The organism is Methanoregula sp. (assembly GCF_052325125.1).
GTDB lineage: Archaea > Halobacteriota > Methanomicrobia > Methanomicrobiales > Methanospirillaceae > Methanoregula.
The window spans coordinates 36748-57843 of the sequence record NZ_JBKQWO010000031.1 but is presented as its reverse complement, the minus strand read 5'-3'; the positions used below and the strand labels follow the sequence as shown (position 1 = coordinate 57843).

17 protein-coding genes are annotated in these 21096 nt (G+C 55.5%); 11 read left to right on the top strand and 6 right to left on the bottom strand.

All coding sequences use genetic code 11. The annotated features are described in order from the left end of the window. The first annotated feature begins 92 nt into the window (after positions 1-92). The gene (locus ACLQMU_RS07220; protein WP_422148666.1) at positions 93-947 is read left to right on the top strand and encodes an alpha/beta fold hydrolase; all 855 of its coding nucleotides are present in this window, start codon (positions 93-95) and stop codon (positions 945-947) included. 201 nt (positions 948-1148) lie between these two features. Further along, positions 1149-1523 carry a hypothetical protein gene (locus ACLQMU_RS07215; RefSeq protein WP_422148665.1) on the top strand — a complete coding sequence of 125 codons (375 nt, stop codon included), beginning with the start codon at positions 1149-1151 and terminating at the stop codon, positions 1521-1523. A 379-nt stretch (positions 1524-1902) separates the two neighbouring features. Here ACLQMU_RS07215 and ACLQMU_RS07210 read toward each other — a convergent pair whose 3' ends face one another. The 3 genes from ACLQMU_RS07210 to serS form a co-directional block, all read right to left on the bottom strand. After that, on the bottom strand, positions 1903-2889 hold the full coding sequence (locus ACLQMU_RS07210; protein ID WP_422148951.1) for a PEGA domain-containing protein: 987 nt from the start codon (positions 2887-2889) through the stop codon (positions 1903-1905). A 95-nt stretch (positions 2890-2984) separates the two neighbouring features. After that, positions 2985-4547: a zinc ribbon domain-containing protein gene (locus tag ACLQMU_RS07205; protein WP_422148952.1), complete on the bottom strand. Its 1563-nt coding sequence runs from the start codon at positions 4545-4547 to the stop codon at positions 2985-2987. A 104-nt stretch (positions 4548-4651) separates the two neighbouring features. Further along, positions 4652-5929, bottom strand: coding sequence for a serine--tRNA ligase (gene serS, locus ACLQMU_RS07200; protein WP_424040732.1), 1278 nt, complete (start codon positions 5927-5929; stop codon positions 4652-4654). 435 nt (positions 5930-6364) lie between these two features. Here serS and ACLQMU_RS07195 point away from each other — a divergent pair, with 435 nt between their 5' ends. The 5 genes from ACLQMU_RS07195 to ACLQMU_RS07175 all read left to right on the top strand — a co-directional run bounded on the left by ACLQMU_RS07195 (position 6365) and on the right by ACLQMU_RS07175 (position 10464). Then, entirely contained in the window at positions 6365-7633 is a 1269-nt protein-coding gene (locus ACLQMU_RS07195) for an NRAMP family divalent metal transporter (protein WP_422148954.1), read from the top strand. A gap of 15 nt (positions 7634-7648) precedes the next feature. Continuing rightward, positions 7649-7864: a hypothetical protein gene (locus ACLQMU_RS07190; RefSeq protein WP_422148955.1), complete on the top strand. Its 216-nt coding sequence runs from the start codon at positions 7649-7651 to the stop codon at positions 7862-7864. A gap of 1 nt (position 7865) precedes the next feature. Continuing rightward, positions 7866-9146, top strand: coding sequence for a magnesium transporter MgtE N-terminal domain-containing protein (locus ACLQMU_RS07185; RefSeq protein WP_422148956.1), 1281 nt, complete (start codon positions 7866-7868; stop codon positions 9144-9146). Positions 9147-9198: 52 nt separating this feature from the next. Then, on the top strand, positions 9199-9831 hold the full coding sequence (locus ACLQMU_RS07180; protein ID WP_422148957.1) for a class I SAM-dependent methyltransferase: 633 nt from the start codon (positions 9199-9201) through the stop codon (positions 9829-9831). 93 nt (positions 9832-9924) lie between these two features. Then, positions 9925-10464, top strand: coding sequence for a hypothetical protein (locus tag ACLQMU_RS07175; protein ID WP_424040729.1), 540 nt, complete (start codon positions 9925-9927; stop codon positions 10462-10464). A gap of 480 nt (positions 10465-10944) precedes the next feature. Here the strand turns inward: ACLQMU_RS07175 and ACLQMU_RS07170 are convergent, their stop codons facing one another. Beyond that, a complete protein-coding gene (locus ACLQMU_RS07170) occupies positions 10945-11763 on the bottom strand; it encodes a PEGA domain-containing protein (RefSeq protein WP_424040727.1) in 819 nt (272 codons plus the stop codon). A gap of 186 nt (positions 11764-11949) precedes the next feature. On the opposite strand from ACLQMU_RS07170, the gene ACLQMU_RS07165 reads away from it, so the two are divergent. Next, entirely contained in the window at positions 11950-12609 is a 660-nt protein-coding gene (locus ACLQMU_RS07165; RefSeq protein WP_422148960.1) for a VTT domain-containing protein, read from the top strand. A gap of 345 nt (positions 12610-12954) precedes the next feature. Here ACLQMU_RS07165 and ACLQMU_RS07160 read toward each other — a convergent pair whose 3' ends face one another. Next, positions 12955-14052, bottom strand: coding sequence for a GHMP family kinase ATP-binding protein (locus tag ACLQMU_RS07160; RefSeq protein ID WP_422150258.1), 1098 nt, complete (start codon positions 14050-14052; stop codon positions 12955-12957). Between the two features lie 627 nt (positions 14053-14679). Between ACLQMU_RS07160 and ACLQMU_RS07155 the strand changes: the two genes are divergently transcribed. Next, on the top strand, positions 14680-16173 hold the full coding sequence (locus ACLQMU_RS07155; RefSeq protein WP_422150101.1) for a radical SAM protein: 1494 nt from the start codon (positions 14680-14682) through the stop codon (positions 16171-16173). Positions 16174-16380: 207 nt separating this feature from the next. Then, complete coding sequence (locus tag ACLQMU_RS07150) at positions 16381-16773, top strand: Rieske (2Fe-2S) protein (protein ID WP_422150100.1); 393 nt, start codon at positions 16381-16383, stop codon at positions 16771-16773. Between the two features lie 264 nt (positions 16774-17037). Here the strand turns inward: ACLQMU_RS07150 and ACLQMU_RS07145 are convergent, their stop codons facing one another. Continuing rightward, positions 17038-19497: a plasma-membrane proton-efflux P-type ATPase gene (locus ACLQMU_RS07145; protein WP_424040724.1), complete on the bottom strand. Its 2460-nt coding sequence runs from the start codon at positions 19495-19497 to the stop codon at positions 17038-17040. A gap of 276 nt (positions 19498-19773) precedes the next feature. Between ACLQMU_RS07145 and ACLQMU_RS07140 the strand changes: the two genes are divergently transcribed. Further along, on the top strand, positions 19774-20502 hold the full coding sequence (locus ACLQMU_RS07140) for a PP2C family protein-serine/threonine phosphatase (RefSeq protein WP_422150098.1): 729 nt from the start codon (positions 19774-19776) through the stop codon (positions 20500-20502). The last annotated feature ends 594 nt before the right edge of the window (positions 20503-21096 follow it).

Genomic DNA, 21096 nt, shown 5'->3' with positions numbered 1-21096 from the left:
AAAAAAAAAATTCGGTAAATATTTTTAGGGCAGGCCCCATAGGGAGAACAGGACAGTTTCCGGAACTGGTCCATTGAAGAGGGGAATTTTCCATGGACAAGACACTCCTGTTAATGCTCGCACTCGCTGCCACCATCTGCATCCTCGGCACGGCCGGGTGTATAAGCAATTCAACCACGAGCCTGTCAACAGTGCAGGCAGCCGGGCAGAATCCCACGGTATCGTTCAATGCGACACCTGTCAAGTACGCGCAGGTAAACGGGGTAACCCTGGGATACCGGGAGTTCGGGTCCGGCGAACCGCTCCTGATGATCGAAGGGTTCGGCGCGACCATCGACGACTGGAACGAGACGTTCATCGGGATCCTTGCAACGAACTACCATGTCTATACCTACGACAACCGGGGGATGGGATACAGCAGCGACAACAACGCGACACCCACCATTTCCCTGTACTCGGATGACGCTGCCGCTATGATGACCGCCCTTGGCTATGACAGCATGAACGTGTACGGGGCATCCATGGGGTCCTCGATATCCCAGCAGCTGGCAATCGACCACCCCGAACGCGTGCGAAAACTCATCCTGGATTCCAACACCTACAGCGTCCGTATTCCCCAGACACAGAAGCTTCTCGGGACCATTGAATCGGTAGCTGCCGACCCGGCGGCCACCCCGGGCGAACAACGGGAAGCCCAGGCCAACCTCGTGTGGAACGGGTCATGGGCCGGTCTCTCCGGCATCCACAAGGACGTGATGCTTGTCGTGGGCACCAGCGACGTCCTGACACCGGACGCAGTCTCGGTCCAGATGGCCGGGCAGATCAACGGATCGTGGCTCGTGCGGTTCCAGGGGCTCCCCCATACCGGGTACCTTTACGCCCCTGTCCAGTACGGGGAAAATGCGCTCAATTTCCTCGGCATGAACGAGTCGCCACTGGGCCCATAATTTTTTTTGCAGGATACCCGGGCAATACGAGGGTGCCGGATCCGGATTTCGGGAATCGCTCTTTTGAAGATCCGGGGCTCGTTATGCCGGGAGGTACATACACCATCAGGTTTGCAAAAAGTAATTTTCCCGGCATACGGAAACGTTCACTCAAGTATCCAAAACACATTCTTTATCATTCCGCTCAACCATCGGGTGAATATGGCAACAGATGAGAAACCGTATGGTCAGGAACGACGCAGGCACCACCGGCACGGCAGCTACATGCTGATCCCCGCCGGAGTCCTTTTGGGGCTCGGGATCGGGATGCTTGCCGGTTACCCGGGCTCCGGCGTACTGATCGGGCTTGGCCTGGGATTCATCGGGTCGGCAGTACTTGCACAGCAACGATCAGCCCAGGCAGGAGATGAGGAAGCACCCCGGCCCCGCGGGTTCCTTGCCGTTATCGGCGCGTTCCTCGTCATTGTCGGCCTCGGCGTCATCTGGGCACCGCTGAACTTCTGGCCGTACCTCGTGGCGCTATTCCTGATCCTTCTCGGGGTCTGGTTCCTGTACCGGGCCTTCAGCCACCGGTAAAAAGGGTAATTCACATCTCATTTTTCTGCTCTCTTATAGAAAACCCGTTTTTAAATTTGTGCGAGCCCCCCTTTTCGCGCCACCTGTCCCCCCCCCGGGGTGCAGGAAGCACATGCGATGCTCGTATTGCCTGTGCCGGGGGCTTGCCTGAGTACGGGTAATGCGGCACTATCGCAGAAACCGGGGGATGCCACAAGCGTGCGGGGGCGAAGGCAAAAAGTGCCGGAGACCCAAAAAGAAGCGTTCATACAACCTGCTCATGGATTTCTCCAGAGCACATTTTTCCTTACCGCGAACGAAGGCCGGGTTGACCGGCTTTTTTTCGAGAACGAAAAACAAACGGCCGGGGGGGATGGTCCTCCGGCAGGCAGCCGTAATATTATGGCCGGGTACGCGGCCGGAAGAATGCAAACAGGAGGACCGCACCGGCGCAGGCTCCGATCGTCACCGGCACCGGCAGGGGCGTGAGGTTCCCCGGTATCAAAGAGGCAGGCTTTGTGAGCGCAATCGTGCTCGTGACCGGCTGATCCGCGATCACCGTCACTTCGGTCTCGACCGGGACATATCCCGCAAGCGTTGCATTGACCGTGTGGTTGCCGGCAGAGACACCGTATTCTGTGACCGGGGAGAGGCCGACATTCATGCCATCAAGGGTTATATTTGCTCCCTCAGGAGTTGTGTTGATGGAAAGGGTCCCGGTCTTTGGCCGGAGCGTGGCAGTCACTTCCGTGGTCGCACCTGCCTCGACAGTTGCGGTGGTGGAGAGCAAATCGTAATTGAACCGGGAAACATTGACAAGATACGTGCCGGGAGGAAGGCCGGGGATGCTCAGCGGCGCCCGGCCCTGGTAGTTCCCGTTGACGACCACCGATGCATTGTCCGGGACAGAACTGACATTGAGGGTGCCCGGGACTATTACCGGGGCAAACGTGCTGCCGGGAGATGTGGACGCACTCACACTGCCGACACCGGGAACTCCCAGCGTAACGGAAATCGTACTGTACTCGGCATTGCTTAAACCGGACAGGTCGTTTGGACCGTCGACCGCCCAGACCGTGTAGGTACCGGCGTCCAGATTCCCGCCCAGCGAACCCGTGTTCCAGTTGTAAACCCATTGGTCGTTACTATCCACGCTGACCTCGGTAAACCCTCCCTGGTCAGCCCGGCTGTTGATGTTGTCCAGCGCCACACCGTTTGCCGGGAGGTTTGGCCCGGTCAGGAAGAGGTAGACGGTCGGGCTGGTATAGCAGTATCCCGAGAGCCTGACGGTATCGCCAATATACGTCTGTGTCGAACCGGATGCGGCTGCCACACCCGCGAGCATACAGAGCAGGAGCAGTCCTGCATACAGGTTCCGGCGCATCATAAAGGTATAACCCCAAAAAACTTTGTTGGTTTTTTCCCCTGTCGTTCACGCCCCGCACGAACGGGACACCATGACGATATCAGGCAGGTGCACGGTTACCCCATACTGCTCGTCAGGTGTACCGCGTTCGGGTCATTGGATGTTGTGACGTTGGATGTGGTCGCGTTGGATGTTGGGGACTGGGCGGTAACTGTCGTAATCACAGGGATCAGGGTCGGGGTCGGGGTCGGGGTTGCGAGCGCCAACTGCACGTCGATATTTCCATACGGCGTGGTTGTCGATGCCGTTTTTACCGTTTCGCCGTTATTGTAGACAACGACCTTCAACGGGTCGCCCGAACCATCCGATTTCTGGATGGCTATGGCGACCGTCCCGTCGCTCGTAGGAATCCTGTAGAAATGGTCGCCGGTGTCAGTTACCTGCACCTGGTTCCCCGGTGCGCCCACAAGACCGGTGTAGGTCTTGTCGTACGTGATCTCGGCCCAGACGCCGGTCTGCGGGATCACCGCCTGAACGGTCGTGGGCACGGCGATGGTTGTGACAGCGGTGGGAACATGGGTCGGCGTCGCGGTCAGTTTGGGCGTAGCAGTAGTCGGGACCGGGGTAGTGACCGGTGTTGTGACAGCAGTTTTGTTCAGGTTTGTCATCAGCACGAATCCCCCGCCCACAACCGCGAGGATGACGATAATAATAACCGCCACCGCGAGGGTTCTCCTGCTTTTCTTCCGGGGTGTTTCCGGTACAGGGGGGATCGGGGGGACGGGCGGTATGGCCGGTGCCTCCTGTCCTGTCGCTGCGATGGCTGCAGCCGCGGCTGCAAAAGCATCTGCCGGGGATTCGACCGGGGTCGCGGGCGCAGGCGATGGTTCTGCCGGGGGGACCTGTACGGGTTCAGGTACTGCCGGCGCTGCTTCCGTGCGGGGCACCGAGTCCTCGATCAGCGGTTCGATCGAGTGGATGATCTGCTCTATGGGCCGGCCTTTGCGGTCACCCGGCCCGGAAACGGGGGCCATGGCGATCTGCCCCGGTGCAGCAGAAACTGCCGCACCCTCTCCCGGGGCGACCACTTTGGTACCGCACCGGTTGCAGAATGTCGATCCTGGGGGAATCCGGTTCCCGCACCGGCCGCAGAAAGATCCCTCGGGAAGCGACGTGGTCTCGACCGGTTTTGGGGGCAGGTGGCTGGTGTCTACCGTGATCTTTTTTATGGGACGGGCAATCTCGATCTTCTTTTTTGTCCCCGGGGTACCGGTGTGTTCCTGCCTGGCCTCCCCGGTGACCGGCACATCCGTCGCCACATCCGCCGGGTTCGATACTGCTGCGGCGACATATTTTTTGAGGCTTTTCACCCATTCGTCAGCCTCGCGCCTGCGCTCGCCGGCAGTCTGCCGGACAAAGCTCAGCGCCATCTCGCGGGTATCCGCCGTATCGGTCAGGATGGTAAGCGTGATGACCGGGTCGCGGATTGCATTCTCCCCGACAGTAACGTTCCGTATGGTGACAAGAGAGATCTGCTGTGTCGGGACAACATTCTTCTCGCTGTCGATGATAATAAGACGACGATTTGTGAGCACCAGTTCGAACGGCACGGATTTTACCTTGACATGCTGTGCCGTAAGAACAATGGACTCATCGCTTTTCAGATCGGGATAGCCCATAATTACCACGTTCTCTACTATACTCTTGCATTGCCTTTGACAAATAAGTATTTATCAGGTATTTTTATTTTTGATAATAAAAGAGGGGTAAAAGAGAAGCGAACTCAGAGGTACTCACGGTCGTTCATATAGGGCCGGAGCACCTCCGGGACCGTCACCGATCCGTCCTTGTTCTGGTAGTTCTCAAGGATGCACCGCAGCGCCCTCGATGTTGCAATCGCCGTGGAGTTGAGGGTATGGACGAGCTGCTTGGATTCGAAGTTCTCCTTGTCCCGCACCCGGATATTGAGGCTTGCTGCCTGGTACGAGGTGCAGTTGGAGCAGGAGACGACCTCCCTGTACGCGTTTTCCCGGGGCATCCATGCCTCGATATCGTACTTTTTTGCGGCGACTGTCCCGATATCCCCGGTGCAGATATTGACCACATGGTAGGGGAGATTCAGCTTTGTAAAGACCTCTTCGGCATTTGCCAGCAGTTCCTCGTGGATCTGCCACGAGTCTTCGGGTTTGCAGAAGACGAACTGTTCGATCTTCGTGAACTGGTGGACGCGGAAGAGTCCTTTTGTATCCAGACCGTGCGCCCCGATCTCCCTCCGGAAACAGGGCGAGAGGCCGCAAAGGCGCAGCGGCAGGTCTTTTTCCTCGAAGATCTCGTCCTGGTACATTGCGGCGATCGGGTGCTCGCTCGTCGCTATCAGGTACGCATCGTCGCCATCGATTTTATACATGACCTTCTCGAAATCGTCGAGATCGGTCACCCCCTCGTACGAGCTGCGGTTGATCATGAACGGCGGGATGACCGGCATGAACCCTCTCTTTTCGAGAAGATCGAGAGCAAAGCGCTGGAGCACGAGATCCAGGAGGACGAGACTGCCTTTCAGGAAATAGAACCCGGCGCCGGAGATTTTGGCCGCCCGTTCGAAATCCGCCCAGCCCCGGTCGGCGGCCAGCTGCCCGTGGTTTTTAACCTCGAAATCGAACGTGCGTAGTGCGCCGACGCGCCGGATCTCCACGTTTGCGGTATCGTCGTTTCCCTGCGGTACGCTCTCGTGCAGGATGTTGGGGAGGCGCATGAGCCGTGTGCGGATGAGGCTTGTTATCGCATCCTGCTCGGTGTCGTTGTTCTTAATCTTTTGCGGGAGATCGGCCGCTTCTGCCATCAGCGGCGCCGGGTCTTTGCCCGCTTTGCGCGCCTCGTTGATCTCCCGGGCAATGGTGTTTCTCCGGCGCCGCAGCTCGTCGGTCTGTACTTTCAGCTCGCGGGAACGTGCATCTTTTGCCAGGATTTCGTCAACCCACGCGATCTTTTCCGGAGTATTTCGTTTGAGCAGGTCGGCTTTCACGATCTCCGGGCTTGCCCGTACAAACCTGATTTCAAGCATTTCAAGCGCACCTCGACAACAATCCCCTGTTTTTTTTAAAAACGGAGGGATGGATTTTTCCCGCTATGATATTCCTTGTATAAGTGTATCTTGTTGTACCTTATTATGCTTCAATGCACGCGGCCAGCAGGCCCGCGGGCGGGCAGGTGCACGCTGCCGCTTCACCGGGAGTATTTTGGTTTTAAATCGCCCGATCTGGTTTTCGTTTGCGTAAAAGCGGCAAAATTGCGCCAATGCAAAAAATTAATGGCCGATATAATCCCAAAAACCAAAAAAACGCCCGTCTGAAGCGATATTATTATATGAGCCCGGCGTCCATCAATTAGACATCAGGGGAGCAGGGGTTATGCCCGCACCTTTCAACTGCCATTCGGATCGAATGGGGGGATGACTGACACAATGCACTGAATAAAACCATGAGTTCGTAGGTGAGTTATGGATTTTTTATCGAGGTTCTATTTTAACTACCGGAGAATAATCAAGACCATCCAGATATACCTGTTGCTGGCCGGTCCCGGTCTTATCGTCATGATTGCGGACAACGATGCCGGTGGTATCACCACGTACGCCGCGACCGGGGCAAAGTTCGGGTACAACCTTATCTGGTTTTTGATCCTGCTCGGGCCCGTCGCCTATTTTGTCCAGGAGATGACCGTACGGCTGGGGGCCGTGACCAAGCACGGCCATGCCGAGGCGATCTTTTCCGCCTTCGGGTCATTCTGGGGCTGGTTCTCCCTTCTCGACCTGAGTCTCGTGAACTGGCTGACCCTCGTGACAGAATTTATCGGCATGACCGCCGGGCTCTCCATATTCGGCATTCCCCCGTTGCTCACCGTCATTATCGTTGTTGCCATCATGATGGCAATTGTCATCTCCGGCCGGTACTGGACCTGGGAAAAGATCACGATGGCGCTCTGCCTCGTCAACCTCATCTACATTCCCGCGGCATTCCTGGTGCACCCTTCGGTAGACCAGGTTCTCCATAACGGCGTCATCCCCAATTTCCCGGGCGGATTTAACGGGGAGTTGTTCTTCTTTTTAATGGCAAACATCGGGACGACGATTGCACCCTGGATGATCTTCTTCCAGCAGAGCGCGGTCGTGGACAAGCAGATGAAGGAGAAGGATATCCCGTGGGGAAAATTCGACACGGCAGTCGGGGCCGTGTTCACCGTCATTGTCGCGGTCTTCATCATCATCGTGACCGGGACGCTGCTCCACGGCATGGACGTAGAGAGCGCTGCACAGGCAGCAGCGATCATGATGGTCGCGCACCCGTGGGTGGGGACCCTGCTTGCCATCGGCCTCTTTGACGCAGGGTTTTTGGGAGCGCTCTGCATCGCGCTCACGAGCTCGTGGGCATTTGGCGAGGTATTCGGGTGGGCACATTCCCTGAATTACAAGGTAAAGGAAGCCATCTGGTTCTACCTCTTTTACTTCTTCGGACTCGTGACCGCGGCCAGTGTCGTCCTGATCCCCGGGGCGCCCCTCGTGCTCATCACGCTCTTTGTCCAGGTCGTCGCGGTCACCCTGCTCCCGGCGGCGATGGTCTTTTTGATCATCCTCCTCAACAACGAGGAGATCATGGGGAAATACAAAAATACCCTCTTTGACAATATTGCGAATATAACGATAGTCACGTGCATCATCGTCGTCTCCTCGCTGTACGGCATCAGCACGTTGTTCCCGAAACTGTTCGGGTAGGGCGGGTGAAGGTTCATGGCATTCAGTATACAAAACGGCATCATCGAACCGTTAAAGACGGTCTTTGCAAACGGCGCGGCTGCGGTTGTGGCCATCAACAGGAAGTATGCACATCCCAAGATCACCATGTCCCCGGCGGTGAAAGCCGCCCTCCTGCTGCTCCGGCTCTACCTGATCTTTCTCGTGGCGCTGCTCGCATACAAGTTCTATACGATCGTGACGGGGGCCTGAAATGGCGCAGAACGGAACTGCCGCCGGTACGGCAAAGACCACGGACCGGGAGATCTTCCTTTCCGAGATCCTGAATGTCCCGGTCATGATCAGGGGGAAAAAGACCGGCATCTTAAGCGACCTTATTGTCGTGGAAACCGCCCGGATCCCCGAGGTAAAATCGCTGTATGTTACGCGGTCGTTCGGGTACCCCGGCCTGATCATCCCCTGGGAGAACGTAGTGGATCTGGCCGGGCACCGTATCGATATCGATATCCCCGCTCTTGAACCGTACGAGGGAAAGCCGGCCGAGGATGCAATCCTCCTCAAGGACTACGTGATGGACAAGAAAGTCCTCGATCTGGAGGAGAGCGAAGTGGAGGTGGTGTACGATATACGCCTTCTCCAGAGGAACAAAAAACTCTACGTGACTGACGTGGACACGGGAAAGTCCGCACGGCTGAGGCGCTTTGGCCTCGGGAGGCTTGCAAAGATCGTCTCTCCCGATGCCAAGGACGACCAGATGATCTCATGGACCTATATCCAGCCCCTCCCCACGAACATCGGCAGTTTCAAGGGCGACGTGAAGCTCAAGGTCTTAAAAGAGAACCTCGCGGAGATCCACCCGGTCGACCTTGCGGATATCATCGAGGAGCTCGATCACGACCAGCGGGTGGCGGTCTTTGCCTCGCTCGAAAACGAGCACGCGTCAGATACGCTTGAAGAGATCGAGCCCAATGTCCAGCGGGACATCATCGCATCGCTCGATATCGCAAAAGTGGTCCCCCTCATCAGCACCATGACCCCCGGCCAGGCAGCCGATGTCCTCTCTGCCATCCCCCATTCGCAGGCAGAGGATATCCTTGAGGCCCTCAACCCAGATACGGCAAAGAAGGTGCGGGCAATCATGGAGAGGCAGGAGGAAAAGGTGATCCACTACACCACCCAGAAGATCCTCAAATTCCTGCCGGATACCGTGGTCGAGTACGTGCAGAACGATTACCCGAAGCATGCAAGGGGCAAGGATGTCATCATGTACATCTACGTGGTGGACGCAAGCGAACACCTGCTCGGGGTCGTCGACCTCAAGGAGCTGCTGATCGCCGATGACAAGGCATCCCTTGCCTCGATCATGTCCGAGAACGTGATCACCTTAAACACGGGGAGCACGCTCAAGGAGGCCTCGCAGGAGTTCGAGCGCTACGGCTTCCGGGCCCTGCCGGTCACCGATGACGATAACCGTCTTACCGGCGTCATCCCGTACCGCGATGTGATGAACCTGACCCACCACTTCCTCGAATAATTTTTGCCGATCGATGGCGGGGCTGTACAGGGAGGAGAGGGAGCAATTCTCGATGAGCCGGGACCGTGATGCGGACTGCTGGGAGAACGAGTATTCCCGGAAGGGGCGGGTCTGGGGCGGGGCAGTCCACCACCTGCCGCCGCTTGAGTGCGGCATGCACGTGCTCGAACTCGGCTGCGGGAACGGGAAGACCAGCCGCTCCCTTATCGAAAGGGGATGCGATCTGGTCGGGATCGATCTCTCGGCCTCGGCAGTCAGGCTGTGCCGGTCTCCCGCTTCCCGGCGTCCGGGCGGGCAGTTTGCCCTTGCCGATGCCCGGAGCCTGCCGTTTGCGGACGCCTCGTTCGACGCCGTCGTCGCCTTCCACGTGATCGGCCACCTGGCAGCGGAGGGGCGTGCCCGCTGCGCACAAGAGGCTGCCCGGGTGATGAGAACCGGGGGCACCCTGTACTTCTCCGGTTTTTCCGGCGAGGATTTCCGGGCAGGGACCGGGTGCGAAACAGAGCCGGGCACGTTTGAGCGCAGGAACGGGATCGCGACCCACTACTTCTCCGAAGAGGAGGTGCTCGCGCTGTTTTTCGGACTCAAACCCGGAGGGTGCACGACGCGGCGCTGGACGATGACGGTGCGCGGGAGACCGCTCCCCCGGGCCGAGATTTCAGCCACGTTTACAAAAACTCCCTGAAATTCCGGGTTATATTGCCAAATCCCGTTGTATCAAGAAGGAATTATTAAATGGCGCAACGACCTTCTTTTCTTCCTCACATGGAGTGATTGTATGAAGAAGTTATTCCTTCTTGTCCTGTTTGTATGCATCGCGCTGCCCGGCTGTGCCCTGGCAGCCGTAACGGACAGCAACCAGACGGTTGCCGCGAACACAACGACCGCACCCCAGCTCATCGGCGGCGACATGGGCACCTACCTTGTCACGGCTAACGTTGAAGGGGCAAACGTCTCCTTCGATTCGGATTACAAGGGTGTCATTACCGACGGCCAGCTCGCGGTACCCGTGTACACGACCGGCACACCCTACCGCACGGTCACCGTCCAGGCAGCCGGCTATGACGTCTATACGGCAAACATAACGCAGTACCCGGCAGCGAACCAGACCGTGGATATCCCGGTGACCCTTGTACCGCTCGCGGCAGCCGGCACCCCTGCGGTGCAGGGTAATGCGACCGCCCCGGCAGGCACGATGACCGAAATGACGACGGCCGCACCGGTCTCGCCCGCCCCGACCCAGTCAGGCAGCCTTCCGTTTGCCGCCTTTGGCGCCTTTGTCGTGCTCGGCATCTTTGCGATCCGGTCACGGCGCTAAAACATAATCTTTACTTTTTTTTGCTTTTGTAGAATATACACAAACAGACCGGGAAAAAATTGAAAATAATTCACCGTCGTTAAATGTATACATTTGACCAGGTGAACGTGCCCGGACCTTTTGGATTGTTCCCCTCCTCGCGAGACGGGTGTAGCGGTGCCACCCGACGAGCGCGAGGGGGTGGAGGGGGCGAGTCCTCGTTCTTCTGTCGTGTTCCACCACGAGCACGTGCGGGGGCTTTAGCCCCCGGGAGCGTACTTACAAATCACATTTTAGGATTTCTACGGAGCTTTTTTTTTACAAACCGGGTCTTTGGCCGTTTTCAGGTTTGACAGCCTGGCATCATACGGTACGGTGCAGGTCGTTTTTGGACTCCTTGCAAAAACACGCACTATAGGAATAGAAGTTCCCTGTTACGGGCGCCGGTGATGATGCAGCCGTACCCTGCAATTGAAGTCCATCCAGTTTAAAAACCGGATTTTATTTCCTGCGCCGGGCCGCCACGCCGCACCCGGCAAGAGCGACAGCGAAAAACACCGCTCCTGCATCCGGTGCGTTGGCTTTCCTTGTGGGTGTCGCAGCGGCGTCCAGCACTTCCGAAAGCGTCGTCGTTTCACTGGCATTTACCATGACCGTCTTTGTGAGCGTGAGATACCCGTCGGCCTCCAGCATGACCTCGTGCCCGCCCGGCATAATCCCGGTAAACGGTCCCGGACTCTCCCCTGCATAAGTACCATCGATATACACGCGCACGATCTCCGGGGAGGAATTGATCTCTAGTGCGCCCGTGGCCGACGCGTTCATGGCCGATGCGGCGGCTTTTGTTGGATCGATGACCGTGTGGGTAATGCTGGGCAGGACCGAAGAACCGGTGAGCTGGCTGGAATACCCGTCCGGGAAGGTCACCGATATGATCTTCGGTGAAAAATCGGCAGAGATGACCGTACTGACGGCGGAATTCTCAAGGGCGATCTGGGCTTTTTTGAAATCCATGGGAGCAGTCCGGTACTCTGTCCCGGTCGGCACATCGTTTGTTACGGCAAAATTTTTCAGGAGCAGTGTCGCCTCCGACTTGTCAAACGAGATGACCTGCGGCGGATCGGAACTGGTGGCAAGTCCCTTTACCAGCTGGTCCTGGAGGAGGGAGAGGGGGATTGCATTCTCGATCACGCCGTCAAGGGTGAACCGGAAGGAGGCAGTCGCATCGCCATTTGCGGCAACGGTGATGTTGAGGGAATCCGCCGTGAACGCCCCTGCCGGGGCAACGATGAACAATGCTATGCAGATGATGACGCACACCAACGCAGGGTGCAGGGTTCGGGCAGGAAACAGCATGGTGATCACGTGGCGCATAACGGGTACACTGGTACCCGGTTTGGTTTTTTATGATATAGGTTACACCATTGTTTCCCGGCTTTCGGGCAGGAACGAACCCGGCAGTGCCTCATGTTGATATAGGCAGTTTGTCCAATATCTGTACCATTCATGATTCAATCGCTTGTCGGCCTCATTTTTCACCTTGACCAGCACCTGTCTGCCGTAGTGCATGCGTACGGCCTGTGGACGTACCTGCTGCTCTTTGCCATCATCTTTTTTGAGACCGGCTTAGTCGTCACCCCGTTCCTCCCCGGGGACTCCCTGCTCTTTGTTGCCGGGGCGGTCGCGGCAGGCGGCATTTTAAACCTCCACCTCCTGATTGCCGTCTTCATCCTCGGGGCGGTCTGCGGGGACACGGTCAATTACTGGCTGGGCAGCTATATCGGGCTGCATGTTTTCAGGGAACGGTTCCCGAACTTTGTAAAAAAGGAATACCTCGACAAGACGTACTCATTCTACGAGAAGTACGGCGGTGCGACCATCTTTGTCTCCCGGTTCGTACCGGTTGTACGGTCGTTTGCACCGTTCCTTGCCGGTGTCGGGACGATGGAGTACCACCGGTTCCTCTTCTATAACGTGCTCGGCGCTGTCGCATGGACGCTCGCCGTGGTGCTCTCCGGCTATTACCTCGGCCGGCTTCCCATCGTAAAAGAGAACATGAACCTGCTTCTCCTTCTCGTGCTTATCGTGACAGTGGGCACGATCCTCGTCCTTCTCGCCGGGCTCGTCAATGCATACTGGCAGAAGAAAAAAGGCGAAACCCAGTAACGTTTTCGCATTTTTTCCGGGTTGTACCGCCCTGCCATCCCCGGGAAAAGACGGGTGAAAATTCAAAAAAAATGTGCTGGAGAAAACCTGTTTTTACATTTGTGCGAGCCCCCCTCTTCGCGCCACCTGTCCTCCGAGGGGGGCAGGAAGCACATGCGATGCTTCCCTATTACCTGCGTCGGAGGCATGCCTGAGTACGGGTAATACAGTGCTATCACAACCGGGGATGCCACAAGCGTGCGGCGGCGAAGGCAAAAATTGCCGGAGACCTGAAAAGAAGCGTTCATACAACCTGCTCATGGATTTCTCCAGAGAGCAAAAAAAAGCACTTCGGGCCCCCGTGCCTCACGGGGCGCCTAAGCCTGTTTTTCGCAAGGTAACGGTCATGCCGTTGTTGTCGACCTTTGTTGCTATCGCTATTTTGAGACCCAGAGGCGACAGGACCTTCTGGATCTCTTTTTTGGTTCTGGCAGTCACGATCGCAATCGACGGCCCGACCGAGCTCATGCCGACAAACTCGAGGCCGGCCTCGCGGAGCATGCTCATGTACTGGTAGATCCGGTAGCTGTGGTGTTCGACCTCGGCCCGCTTGGAACCCCGGAACTCTATCTCCCAGACGACGTCCCCGATCTTTTTGAGGTCGTTGTGTTCGAGCGCCGGGATAAAATCCATCATAAAGAGGTACGCCTTGAGCTCCCGGTCCCGGTAGTCAAGCGTCCTCGCCCGGTTCATGAGGAGGTCGAACTCCTTCGTGCCGGCCGACGAGATGTCGGTGGGCGGGACAACGATAAAGACGTTCTTTCCTTCCGCGAACGGGTGGTGGTACACGAGCACGAGCTCGTCGCCCATCACCGCCATGCCGCCATGGGTGCTGGCCGCCGGCCCGACCCCGGTCTCGAAGCCAAACGCGATGGTGCCCTCGGCGGTCTCCTCCACATAGTTGTGCCCGATAAGGGCCCGCAGCTCCGCGTTCGTGAGCGGAGAACCGACCGCCTCGTTCAAGGCCGTTGCCGCCGCGATCATCACGGTGCTCGTGGAGCCGAGACCGACATGCTTTCTCTCGTGGTCGGTCGCTTTGATCTTAAAACCGCCGGTGTAGCCGACGGCCTTGTTAAAGACGGCGACAAAGTTCTCGATGATGGCGGACCGGTCGTAATCGATAAAGAGGCCCTGCCGGGTGCATTCCACTTCGGCGGTGCAGTAGCACTGGATGGCAAAGCCGATCCCCCCGCCGCCGGCATGATCCGGGGCGAACCGGTTCATGTCAAGGACGGACAGGTGGATCCGGGCCGGTGCCTTTACCACGACTTTGCCCTTTTTCGGGCGCAGCCGGTAGGTATTTTTCTCAAGGCCGAGCGTTTTTGTGATCTCGCCGGGAAGGAATGTCCGGAACTCGTACTCCACAAGATCGAGATCGCCGCCTCGTATCATCATCACGGGCATTCTACTTCACCGTGCAGGGAATCCCTTCGAAGAAAGTATTCCGGTATCCGTCTTGCGAACAGTTTTGCCAGTTTTATCCAGCGTTGAGCGGCAATACATTTTTACACCCTCGTGGCATTATCCGTAAAACCGATACAACCTTTTTGCCCTCAGGCAAGGAACAACGGGAACCGGTAACACGTACCGGACTGGTATTCTCGCGTTCCCTAATCATAGTTATGGTAAGCAGATTGCCGGGAAAACCGTGGCAAAAGAAGAGCCTGCCGGACAGGAGAACCCGGGAAAGGCTGGTACCTGTCAAAAGGCGATAATGTTTGCTGATCGTAGTGATTTTGCGAGGATGCAGACTATTTCCTATGCCCTTTTCCCGAAGCGCGTATGCCGGAACTGCGGCCAAAATATGGTCGATGGGTTGCCGGATCCTTTTTTTTAGATTCTGATATATTGTTTCATGATGACAGGAGTCCCAAGCACCAACGGATAACGTGGGATTACCACCGTGCACAGGAAAGCGGCATGCCGGACATGAATGTGAAAAAATGTGTTTCATATTTTGAAAATAGTCCCTACCTATATCTGAACAGGGGATTGAGGGGAAAACCAAAATCTTTTCGGAGAGGTACTGCTATGTCTGACGATATAACAACTGCAATGGCGGCGGTCGAGCGGTGGCTTGGAAACCCGGTATCGCTTTCACTTCTGAATTTTGTTGCAACGAACGATGAATGCGGCAACCGCCTGTCAAACGCAATCGATGCATATCTTGGGACAGAAAAAGATCTCTGCTGGAAATGCCGGCTGGCCGGGAAGATCGTGGGGTATACCATACGCAAGAGCAGCCATCTGTTCGGGGTGAACGAGGCCGAAATCAGGCAGGGCCTCGCAGAAACGGTCTTCAAACGCGGACTTGTCAATGTCCTTGGCGGCATCGCGCGATATGGCATAACCCGGCCGCAAATCGTCAACGCACCGTTCCTGGTTGTCTGGGATTTTACCCACATGTGTAACCTGCAGTGCAAGCACTGCTACCAGGATGCGCAGAAGGCACTGCCCGGCGAGCTTACGACACAAGAGGCAAAGAATCTCGTCGATCAATTATCTGATGCAGGGGTAGTCGTTATCGCTTTTTCGGGGGGTGAACCCCTGATGAGAAAAGATTTCTTTGAGATCGCTCTCTATGCCCACCAGCACGATCTCTATGTCGCCCTTGCGAGCAACGGAACCCTTGTCACGCCCGAGGTGGCAAAAAAGCTGCACGATGCCGGTGTCGATTACGTGGAAGTATCCATAGACGGCATGGACGCTGCAAGTCATGACGCCATGAGGGGGATCAGCGGGGCATTCGACCGCAGCGTGGAAGGCATTAAAAATTGCGTGGCCGAGGGGATTTACAGCTGTATTGCAACCACGGTGACCCGTGAAAATTATGACCAGGTCGCCGAGATCCACGAGCTCGCCAAGAAACTCGGCGTGCAGCGTCTCATGTGCTTCAATTTTATCCCGACCGGTCGCGGCATTGAAATGGCCGATAAAGATATCACGCCCTGCCAGCGCGAGGATCTTCTCAGGTTTATCCTGACAAAAGACAAGGACGGGGCGATGCCGGAGATTCTCTCCACCGCACCGCAATTTGCCCGTGTGGCGCTCTCGGACGATGAGAGTAACGGCGTCCCGGTAGGCCATTTCCATTCCGGGAACGGCCTCCAGGGCCGCACGCGGATGCTGGCGGATTTCATCGGGGGATGCGGGGCCGGGAGGCTGTATTGTTCGATCGAACCGGACGGGGATGTGCAGCCGTGCGTTTTCCTGCCGGTTACGGTAGGAAACGTGAAAGAGAAAAAGTTCCTCGAAATCTGGCACGAGGCAGAGGTACTCCAGCAGCTCAGGGACCGCAGTTCCCTCGAGGGGCACTGTGCAACCTGTGAGAACAAGCTGGTATGCGGCGGGTGCCGTGCCCGTGCATGGGCGTACTACGGGAACCTGAACGCCCCGGACCCCGGGTGCATGAATAATCTTTCGTACTGGAATTCGGTCTGCATGCCTGCGCCGGTGCGGCCTTTGTTCGCCCGGCAGGAAGAACATATCCGGGAAACTGTTCCTCTCGCGGTCCAGGCGCGGTAGATCGGGGGATGTATGCCTCTTCTTTTTGATTTTTCACGCAATTTTTCCGTGTCGCATCCGGGGTTAAAAAGCAACTACGGTGCTGTTGTATCTGAGGTCGAGAACCACTCTCTGAAAGTGTACATGTTTTTCAAATCAACTGCTGATGTAACCGTCCAGACCAGATTATTGGCATGAAAGGAAAATACGTCCAAAAGGTGAATCGTCATGAGTTTTGTCGAAGTTGCAACAACAAGCGGGATCCCTCCCGGGACTATGAAACACGTCGAGGCCGGGGGAAAAGAGGTGTGTATCGTAAATGTTAACGGAAAGTTCTACGCAATCGGCGACCGGTGTCCCCATATGAACGCCTCCCTCTCCATGGGGACGCTAAAAGGGACGATCGTCACCTGCCCTCTCCACCTCTCGCAGTTTGATGTCACGACGGGAAAGAAGATCTCCGGGCCGGTTGAGGCTAAGATGGAAGGAGCAGAGAACCTTCCTCCCGAATTCCAGAAAATGATGGCCCGTATCGCGGAGATCATGGCACCGGTAAAAACGTACGATGCGCAGGTATTCCCGGTCAGGATTGACGGCACAGGGCTCTTTGTCAACGTCTGATGACCCCCTGCCTGTTGAAGACGGGATCCGGATTCCGGGCCGGATTTTTCTCAAGCGTTCCGGAGAAACGGGAAACTCCCCTGGAATTCTGGATCATTGCGACATTCCTTTCCGGATAAAAGGAAACCGGGTACATTTTTTGAGCACTAAGGGTGTTTTTATTTTTCAAACACTGCTAAAAATAAACATTTCAGGGGAGATTTGTTTATGTCGGCAGCATATTTTTCGCGGTTAAATGTACCCGCCGGATGCCACCCCGAAGGATCAGGTACCGGGGTTCACGGTTTTTCGCTTCCCCGGTTTGAACATGAAATATTTGACGAAATCATTTACCCCGAAACAGAAGACAACGGACATCCCTATAACCGTCAGGGTATCGATGATCGGAATAGGTTTGAGCCCGGGAATTCCGATGGTGACAAGAAATGTTACCGCGATCATGTCAAGGAGGGTTATGGCAAAAAGCGACATGCTCGGGAATGAGTTCCAGAAATGCCCTCTTTCCCTCACAATAAAGACGGTGAGCATGCCAAAGTAGAAAAGGATGGCAAAGGAGAACGTGTTGAGTGAGTCATAGTCTTTTGCAAGGCCAAGGGGCCCCAACCCGGTAAAAAGAATGGCGAGGGACTCCAGGACAACGAGTACACCCAGTACCAGGGAGGAGGTAACAAGACCCGATATATCCCACGTATCCGGTTTCAGCGACCCTCTTACATTATCCGTAGATATTGAGAGAGTTACGAAATCTATGACGAAGAGCAAAAGTACAACATCGAATACTGAAACGATGAACTGACCTGTCAGCAGAAATGCCACAACGACGAAAACAACTATCTGGAATGTCTTGACGACTTTGTTGAAGATCCACGTCAGTATTCTCTGGTGCATCATCCTTCCCGCGTGGACAAGATCGACAATATTTCCCAGTCCTTCTCCTGTTAAAACGGCACTTGCCGCACCTTTTGCAACATCTGTCGCACTGCTGACGGCTATCCCGACTTCGGCCTGTTTTAACGAGGATGCATCGTTGACACCGTCTCCCGTCATGCCAACGATATGGCCCTGTCTCTGCAGGCTTTTTACTATCGAATATTTATCGTCAGGATATATTTCGGCGAACCCGTCGCTCTTCTCGGCGATCCGTGAGGCCTTGTCCGGATCGGTTTCCAGCGTTTTTTCGAATTCCGCCGAGGTCGTTATGGCATCCGACAGGCCGACCTGCCGTGCAGTTTCTTGTGCTATCGGGAGGGCATCGCCGGTAAGCATCTTGACAGATATCCCGAGATCCCTGAGCTCGCCCAGCAGTTTTTTTGCATCTGGTCGTGGCTGGTCGTACAGTGCGACAAGCCCGACAATCTTTAAGGATTTCTCGTCGTCTCCCGTTGCAACAGCCAGTGTCCTGTACCCCTTCGACGCATATTCGCAGGTCTGCACACTGAGCGCATTCGCATCGGCCCCGGCGAGATCCGCGACAATGCGAACGGCTCCTTTTACAACCCTGAAGGTTTTTTCGCCCTTTTCTTCTACGACCGTTTCTGTCCTTCTCGTTTTCGGATCGAAGGGGGTAAATGACTTCTGGATGAAACCTTCCGTCGAAACGTTGCGACCGGCTGCCGCAGAAATGAACGCAAGATCTATCGGGTCGTGGTTTGCTTCCCGGGAGGCCAGGGCACCGTACTTCAGGACGTCGTTTTCACCATGCCCGTTCATCGGGATAATGCCGGCAACTGAAAGTTTATTCATCGTTATCGTGCCGGTTTTATCGGTGCACAGGGTATCCATCGTGGCAGCGTCTTCCGACGCACTCAGTCGTGTCACCAGCACGCCGCGTTTGACAAGGTCCATCGATCCTATCGCCATACTTATCGTGAACATGGCAGGCAGCGCGACCGGTATGGAAGAAGCCAGGAGCACCAGCGCAAGGGGGACGACATGTAACAGGTTTATCCCTGCCAGTGCAGACACGACGAACGCAACAGCCAGGGATATTCCCACGATGACAAGCAGCCACGTCACAATCTGGGATATGACCTCTTCTGTGTGGAGTCTCGGTCTCGCGAACGAAACGAGTTCTATCGTTTTCCCGAAATACGTTTTGTTTCCCGTCAACACGACAAGTGTATTCGCTTCACCGGATTTGACGACAGAGCCTGAAAAAAGCATACCGGACTTTTCTTTTATAACCGTGAGGGATTCACCGGTCAGGGCCGATTGATCGACTTCGATTTGTCCTTCCAGCAATTTCACATCGGCAGGGACAAAATCCCCGGCCCGTATCCTGACGATATCTCCCGGCACCAGATCTCTCGCAGGTATAATTTGCCAGGTACCATCCCGCAACGCCCGGGCATTTACTCTCAGTTTTTGTTTTAACGTATCTACAGCGCCCGATGCCCGCTGTTCCTGGAAAAAACCGAGTATGGCGTTTAAAAGCAGCAATGCCACGACGATGTATACATCGGGATAATTCCTCAGGACGAGCGAGAGTACCACTACCGCTTCGAGCATCCACGCGGTCGGGCCCCAGAATTTTTTTAAAAAACTGATATAAGGATTGGCTTTTTTCCCGGTTACCTCGTTGTATCCGTATTCCCGGACCCGTTTCCTGTAATCCGCTGCCGATAATCCGTTAGTGATATCTGCGTTCAGGATTTCGACCAGTTCATCGATTCCCATCTTCCGGTAATCGACTTTTGTTTCATGGAATCCTTTTTCTCCCGGCATCAGATCAACTTTTTTCTCAGGGTCTGATGCGTTGCCGGTCAGGATATAATTTATTGAAAGGATGGAAGAACCGATTGCCAGCCGCCCGGCATATCAGAGCCGGAAAGGGGGGAACAGAAAAGAAACGCATTCGGGGTTTTTAAGTTACCTTGCGGGCGGGAGATATAGTTTCCGGTAGATTTCACCCCGGCTTTTGCGATTCCCGTACCGGCCGGATTCCGGGAGAGGGATTGCCGCATCATAAAAATTAATATTCCGGATAACCCTCTTTGGACTATGGCTCCTTTGCATTTCTTTGCTCTGTCGGATCGGGGTGTCAGCGCAACCAACAATGACGCTTTCTGTGCCGAGAAAATTGGGAAATACCATGTCTTTGGGATAGCTGAGGGATTGTCGGATCCTGCCGACGGGGGTTTTGCAGGCGATATCGCTATTTCCAGCCTCAGGCAATCCGTGCAGGCTCAGGGGGATTCTCCGGCAGCAGCCATTATAGCGGCCCTGCATGAGAGCGATGCCAGGATCAGTGCGCATGCAACGACGTCACCGGGACGGTCCATGAACGGTACGTACCTGAGCGCCTGCCTCATCGACGATGCACTGGACTGCACGCTTCTCGATACCGGCGAAGGGTATGCCTGTCTTATCACCCCCGATGGTGTTTTTGCCCCCCGGGATTATCCGTTATCCGGCCGACCGGACGGCCTCGGGGTTCTCCTCGGAGACCCCGGCGAAGAGAGAAAACGGACGAACATGATCTCCCATACTCTGGGGGAACCGCGAATCCTGATGGAGTCTGAATTTGTTGCGGTAAATATGCGGGATATTTTCCTGCTCCTGAGTTCCGGCGGACTTCATGACCTTGTCGGGAAAGAACGGATCGCAGAGATCGTCCACGAGAACGGGGAGAATGTGGAGGCATCCTGTGAGCACCTGATGCAGGAGGCATTATCAGCCGGGAGCGAACAGACCATTACCCTCATTCTCGTTTGTGGCCATCCGAAGTGATCTTTTTTTGGGAAATACGCTCTTGGGGGCTGAAGCCCCCGCCGCTTTGGCATCCCCCGGCTGGCGATAGTCCAGTAGTACCTTCACCACAAAAAGGGAAAGATGGTTGTTTTTTTTTTGCAGGTAATACAAAGGCATCGCTTACGCCCCCGCTCCCCTTTGGGAGCAGGGCTGGCGCAAAGGGGGGCTGTATCTCTTAAAAAAAACGTTTTCTCCAGAGCAGAAAATTACCCTTATTTTTACCAGGTGTTCCAGCCCGGTAAAAAATTAGTCCCATTCCGGTTTACCATACCCGTTCTGGCTTTACCGATACTGTTTTTTCGATCAAACGAAGCGACAATCTTTTTTTCAGGAAAATGTCTGATAAGGTTATCGGACTTTTATAAAAAAGTCCGGCGAGGTTCGTGAAGATTTTGAAGGTATCCAGAAACACGGTTGTTTCAAATTATGTCTCAAAAGATGATAGTCGGGATAAATTCTATGATATGCCATGGTGAGTGCTCAATTGCAGGAGGGCGATTTCTCCCTGCGCAGGATCAATTTCGCATTCGACGAGCCAGTCGTACTTCTCTTAAAAACCCGGTTATTGAAGAG

Excerpts from the sequence above, each read along its gene's own strand:
- ACLQMU_RS07220 (WP_422148666.1), top strand. The coding sequence starts at position 93 with ATGGACAAGACACTCCTGTTAATGCTCGCACTCGCTGCCACCATCTGC.
- ACLQMU_RS07215 (WP_422148665.1), top strand. The coding sequence starts at position 1,149 with ATGGCAACAGATGAGAAACCGTATGGTCAGGAACGACGCAGGCACCAC.
- ACLQMU_RS07210 (WP_422148951.1), bottom strand. The coding sequence starts at position 2,889 with ATGATGCGCCGGAACCTGTATGCAGGACTGCTCCTGCTCTGTATGCTC.
- ACLQMU_RS07205 (WP_422148952.1), bottom strand. The coding sequence starts at position 4,547 with ATGGGCTATCCCGATCTGAAAAGCGATGAGTCCATTGTTCTTACGGCA.
- serS (WP_424040732.1), bottom strand. The coding sequence starts at position 5,929 with ATGCTTGAAATCAGGTTTGTACGGGCAAGCCCGGAGATCGTGAAAGCC.
- ACLQMU_RS07195 (WP_422148954.1), top strand. The coding sequence starts at position 6,365 with ATGGATTTTTTATCGAGGTTCTATTTTAACTACCGGAGAATAATCAAG.
- ACLQMU_RS07190 (WP_422148955.1), top strand. The coding sequence starts at position 7,649 with ATGGCATTCAGTATACAAAACGGCATCATCGAACCGTTAAAGACGGTC.
- ACLQMU_RS07185 (WP_422148956.1), top strand. The coding sequence starts at position 7,866 with ATGGCGCAGAACGGAACTGCCGCCGGTACGGCAAAGACCACGGACCGG.
- ACLQMU_RS07180 (WP_422148957.1), top strand. The coding sequence starts at position 9,199 with ATGAGCCGGGACCGTGATGCGGACTGCTGGGAGAACGAGTATTCCCGG.
- ACLQMU_RS07175 (WP_424040729.1), top strand. The coding sequence starts at position 9,925 with ATGAAGAAGTTATTCCTTCTTGTCCTGTTTGTATGCATCGCGCTGCCC.
- ACLQMU_RS07165 (WP_422148960.1), top strand. The coding sequence starts at position 11,950 with ATGATTCAATCGCTTGTCGGCCTCATTTTTCACCTTGACCAGCACCTG.
- ACLQMU_RS07160 (WP_422150258.1), bottom strand. The coding sequence starts at position 14,052 with ATGCCCGTGATGATGATACGAGGCGGCGATCTCGATCTTGTGGAGTAC.
- ACLQMU_RS07155 (WP_422150101.1), top strand. The coding sequence starts at position 14,680 with ATGTCTGACGATATAACAACTGCAATGGCGGCGGTCGAGCGGTGGCTT.
- ACLQMU_RS07150 (WP_422150100.1), top strand. The coding sequence starts at position 16,381 with ATGAGTTTTGTCGAAGTTGCAACAACAAGCGGGATCCCTCCCGGGACT.
- ACLQMU_RS07145 (WP_424040724.1), bottom strand. The coding sequence starts at position 19,497 with ATGCCGGGAGAAAAAGGATTCCATGAAACAAAAGTCGATTACCGGAAG.
- ACLQMU_RS07140 (WP_422150098.1), top strand. The coding sequence starts at position 19,774 with ATGGCTCCTTTGCATTTCTTTGCTCTGTCGGATCGGGGTGTCAGCGCA.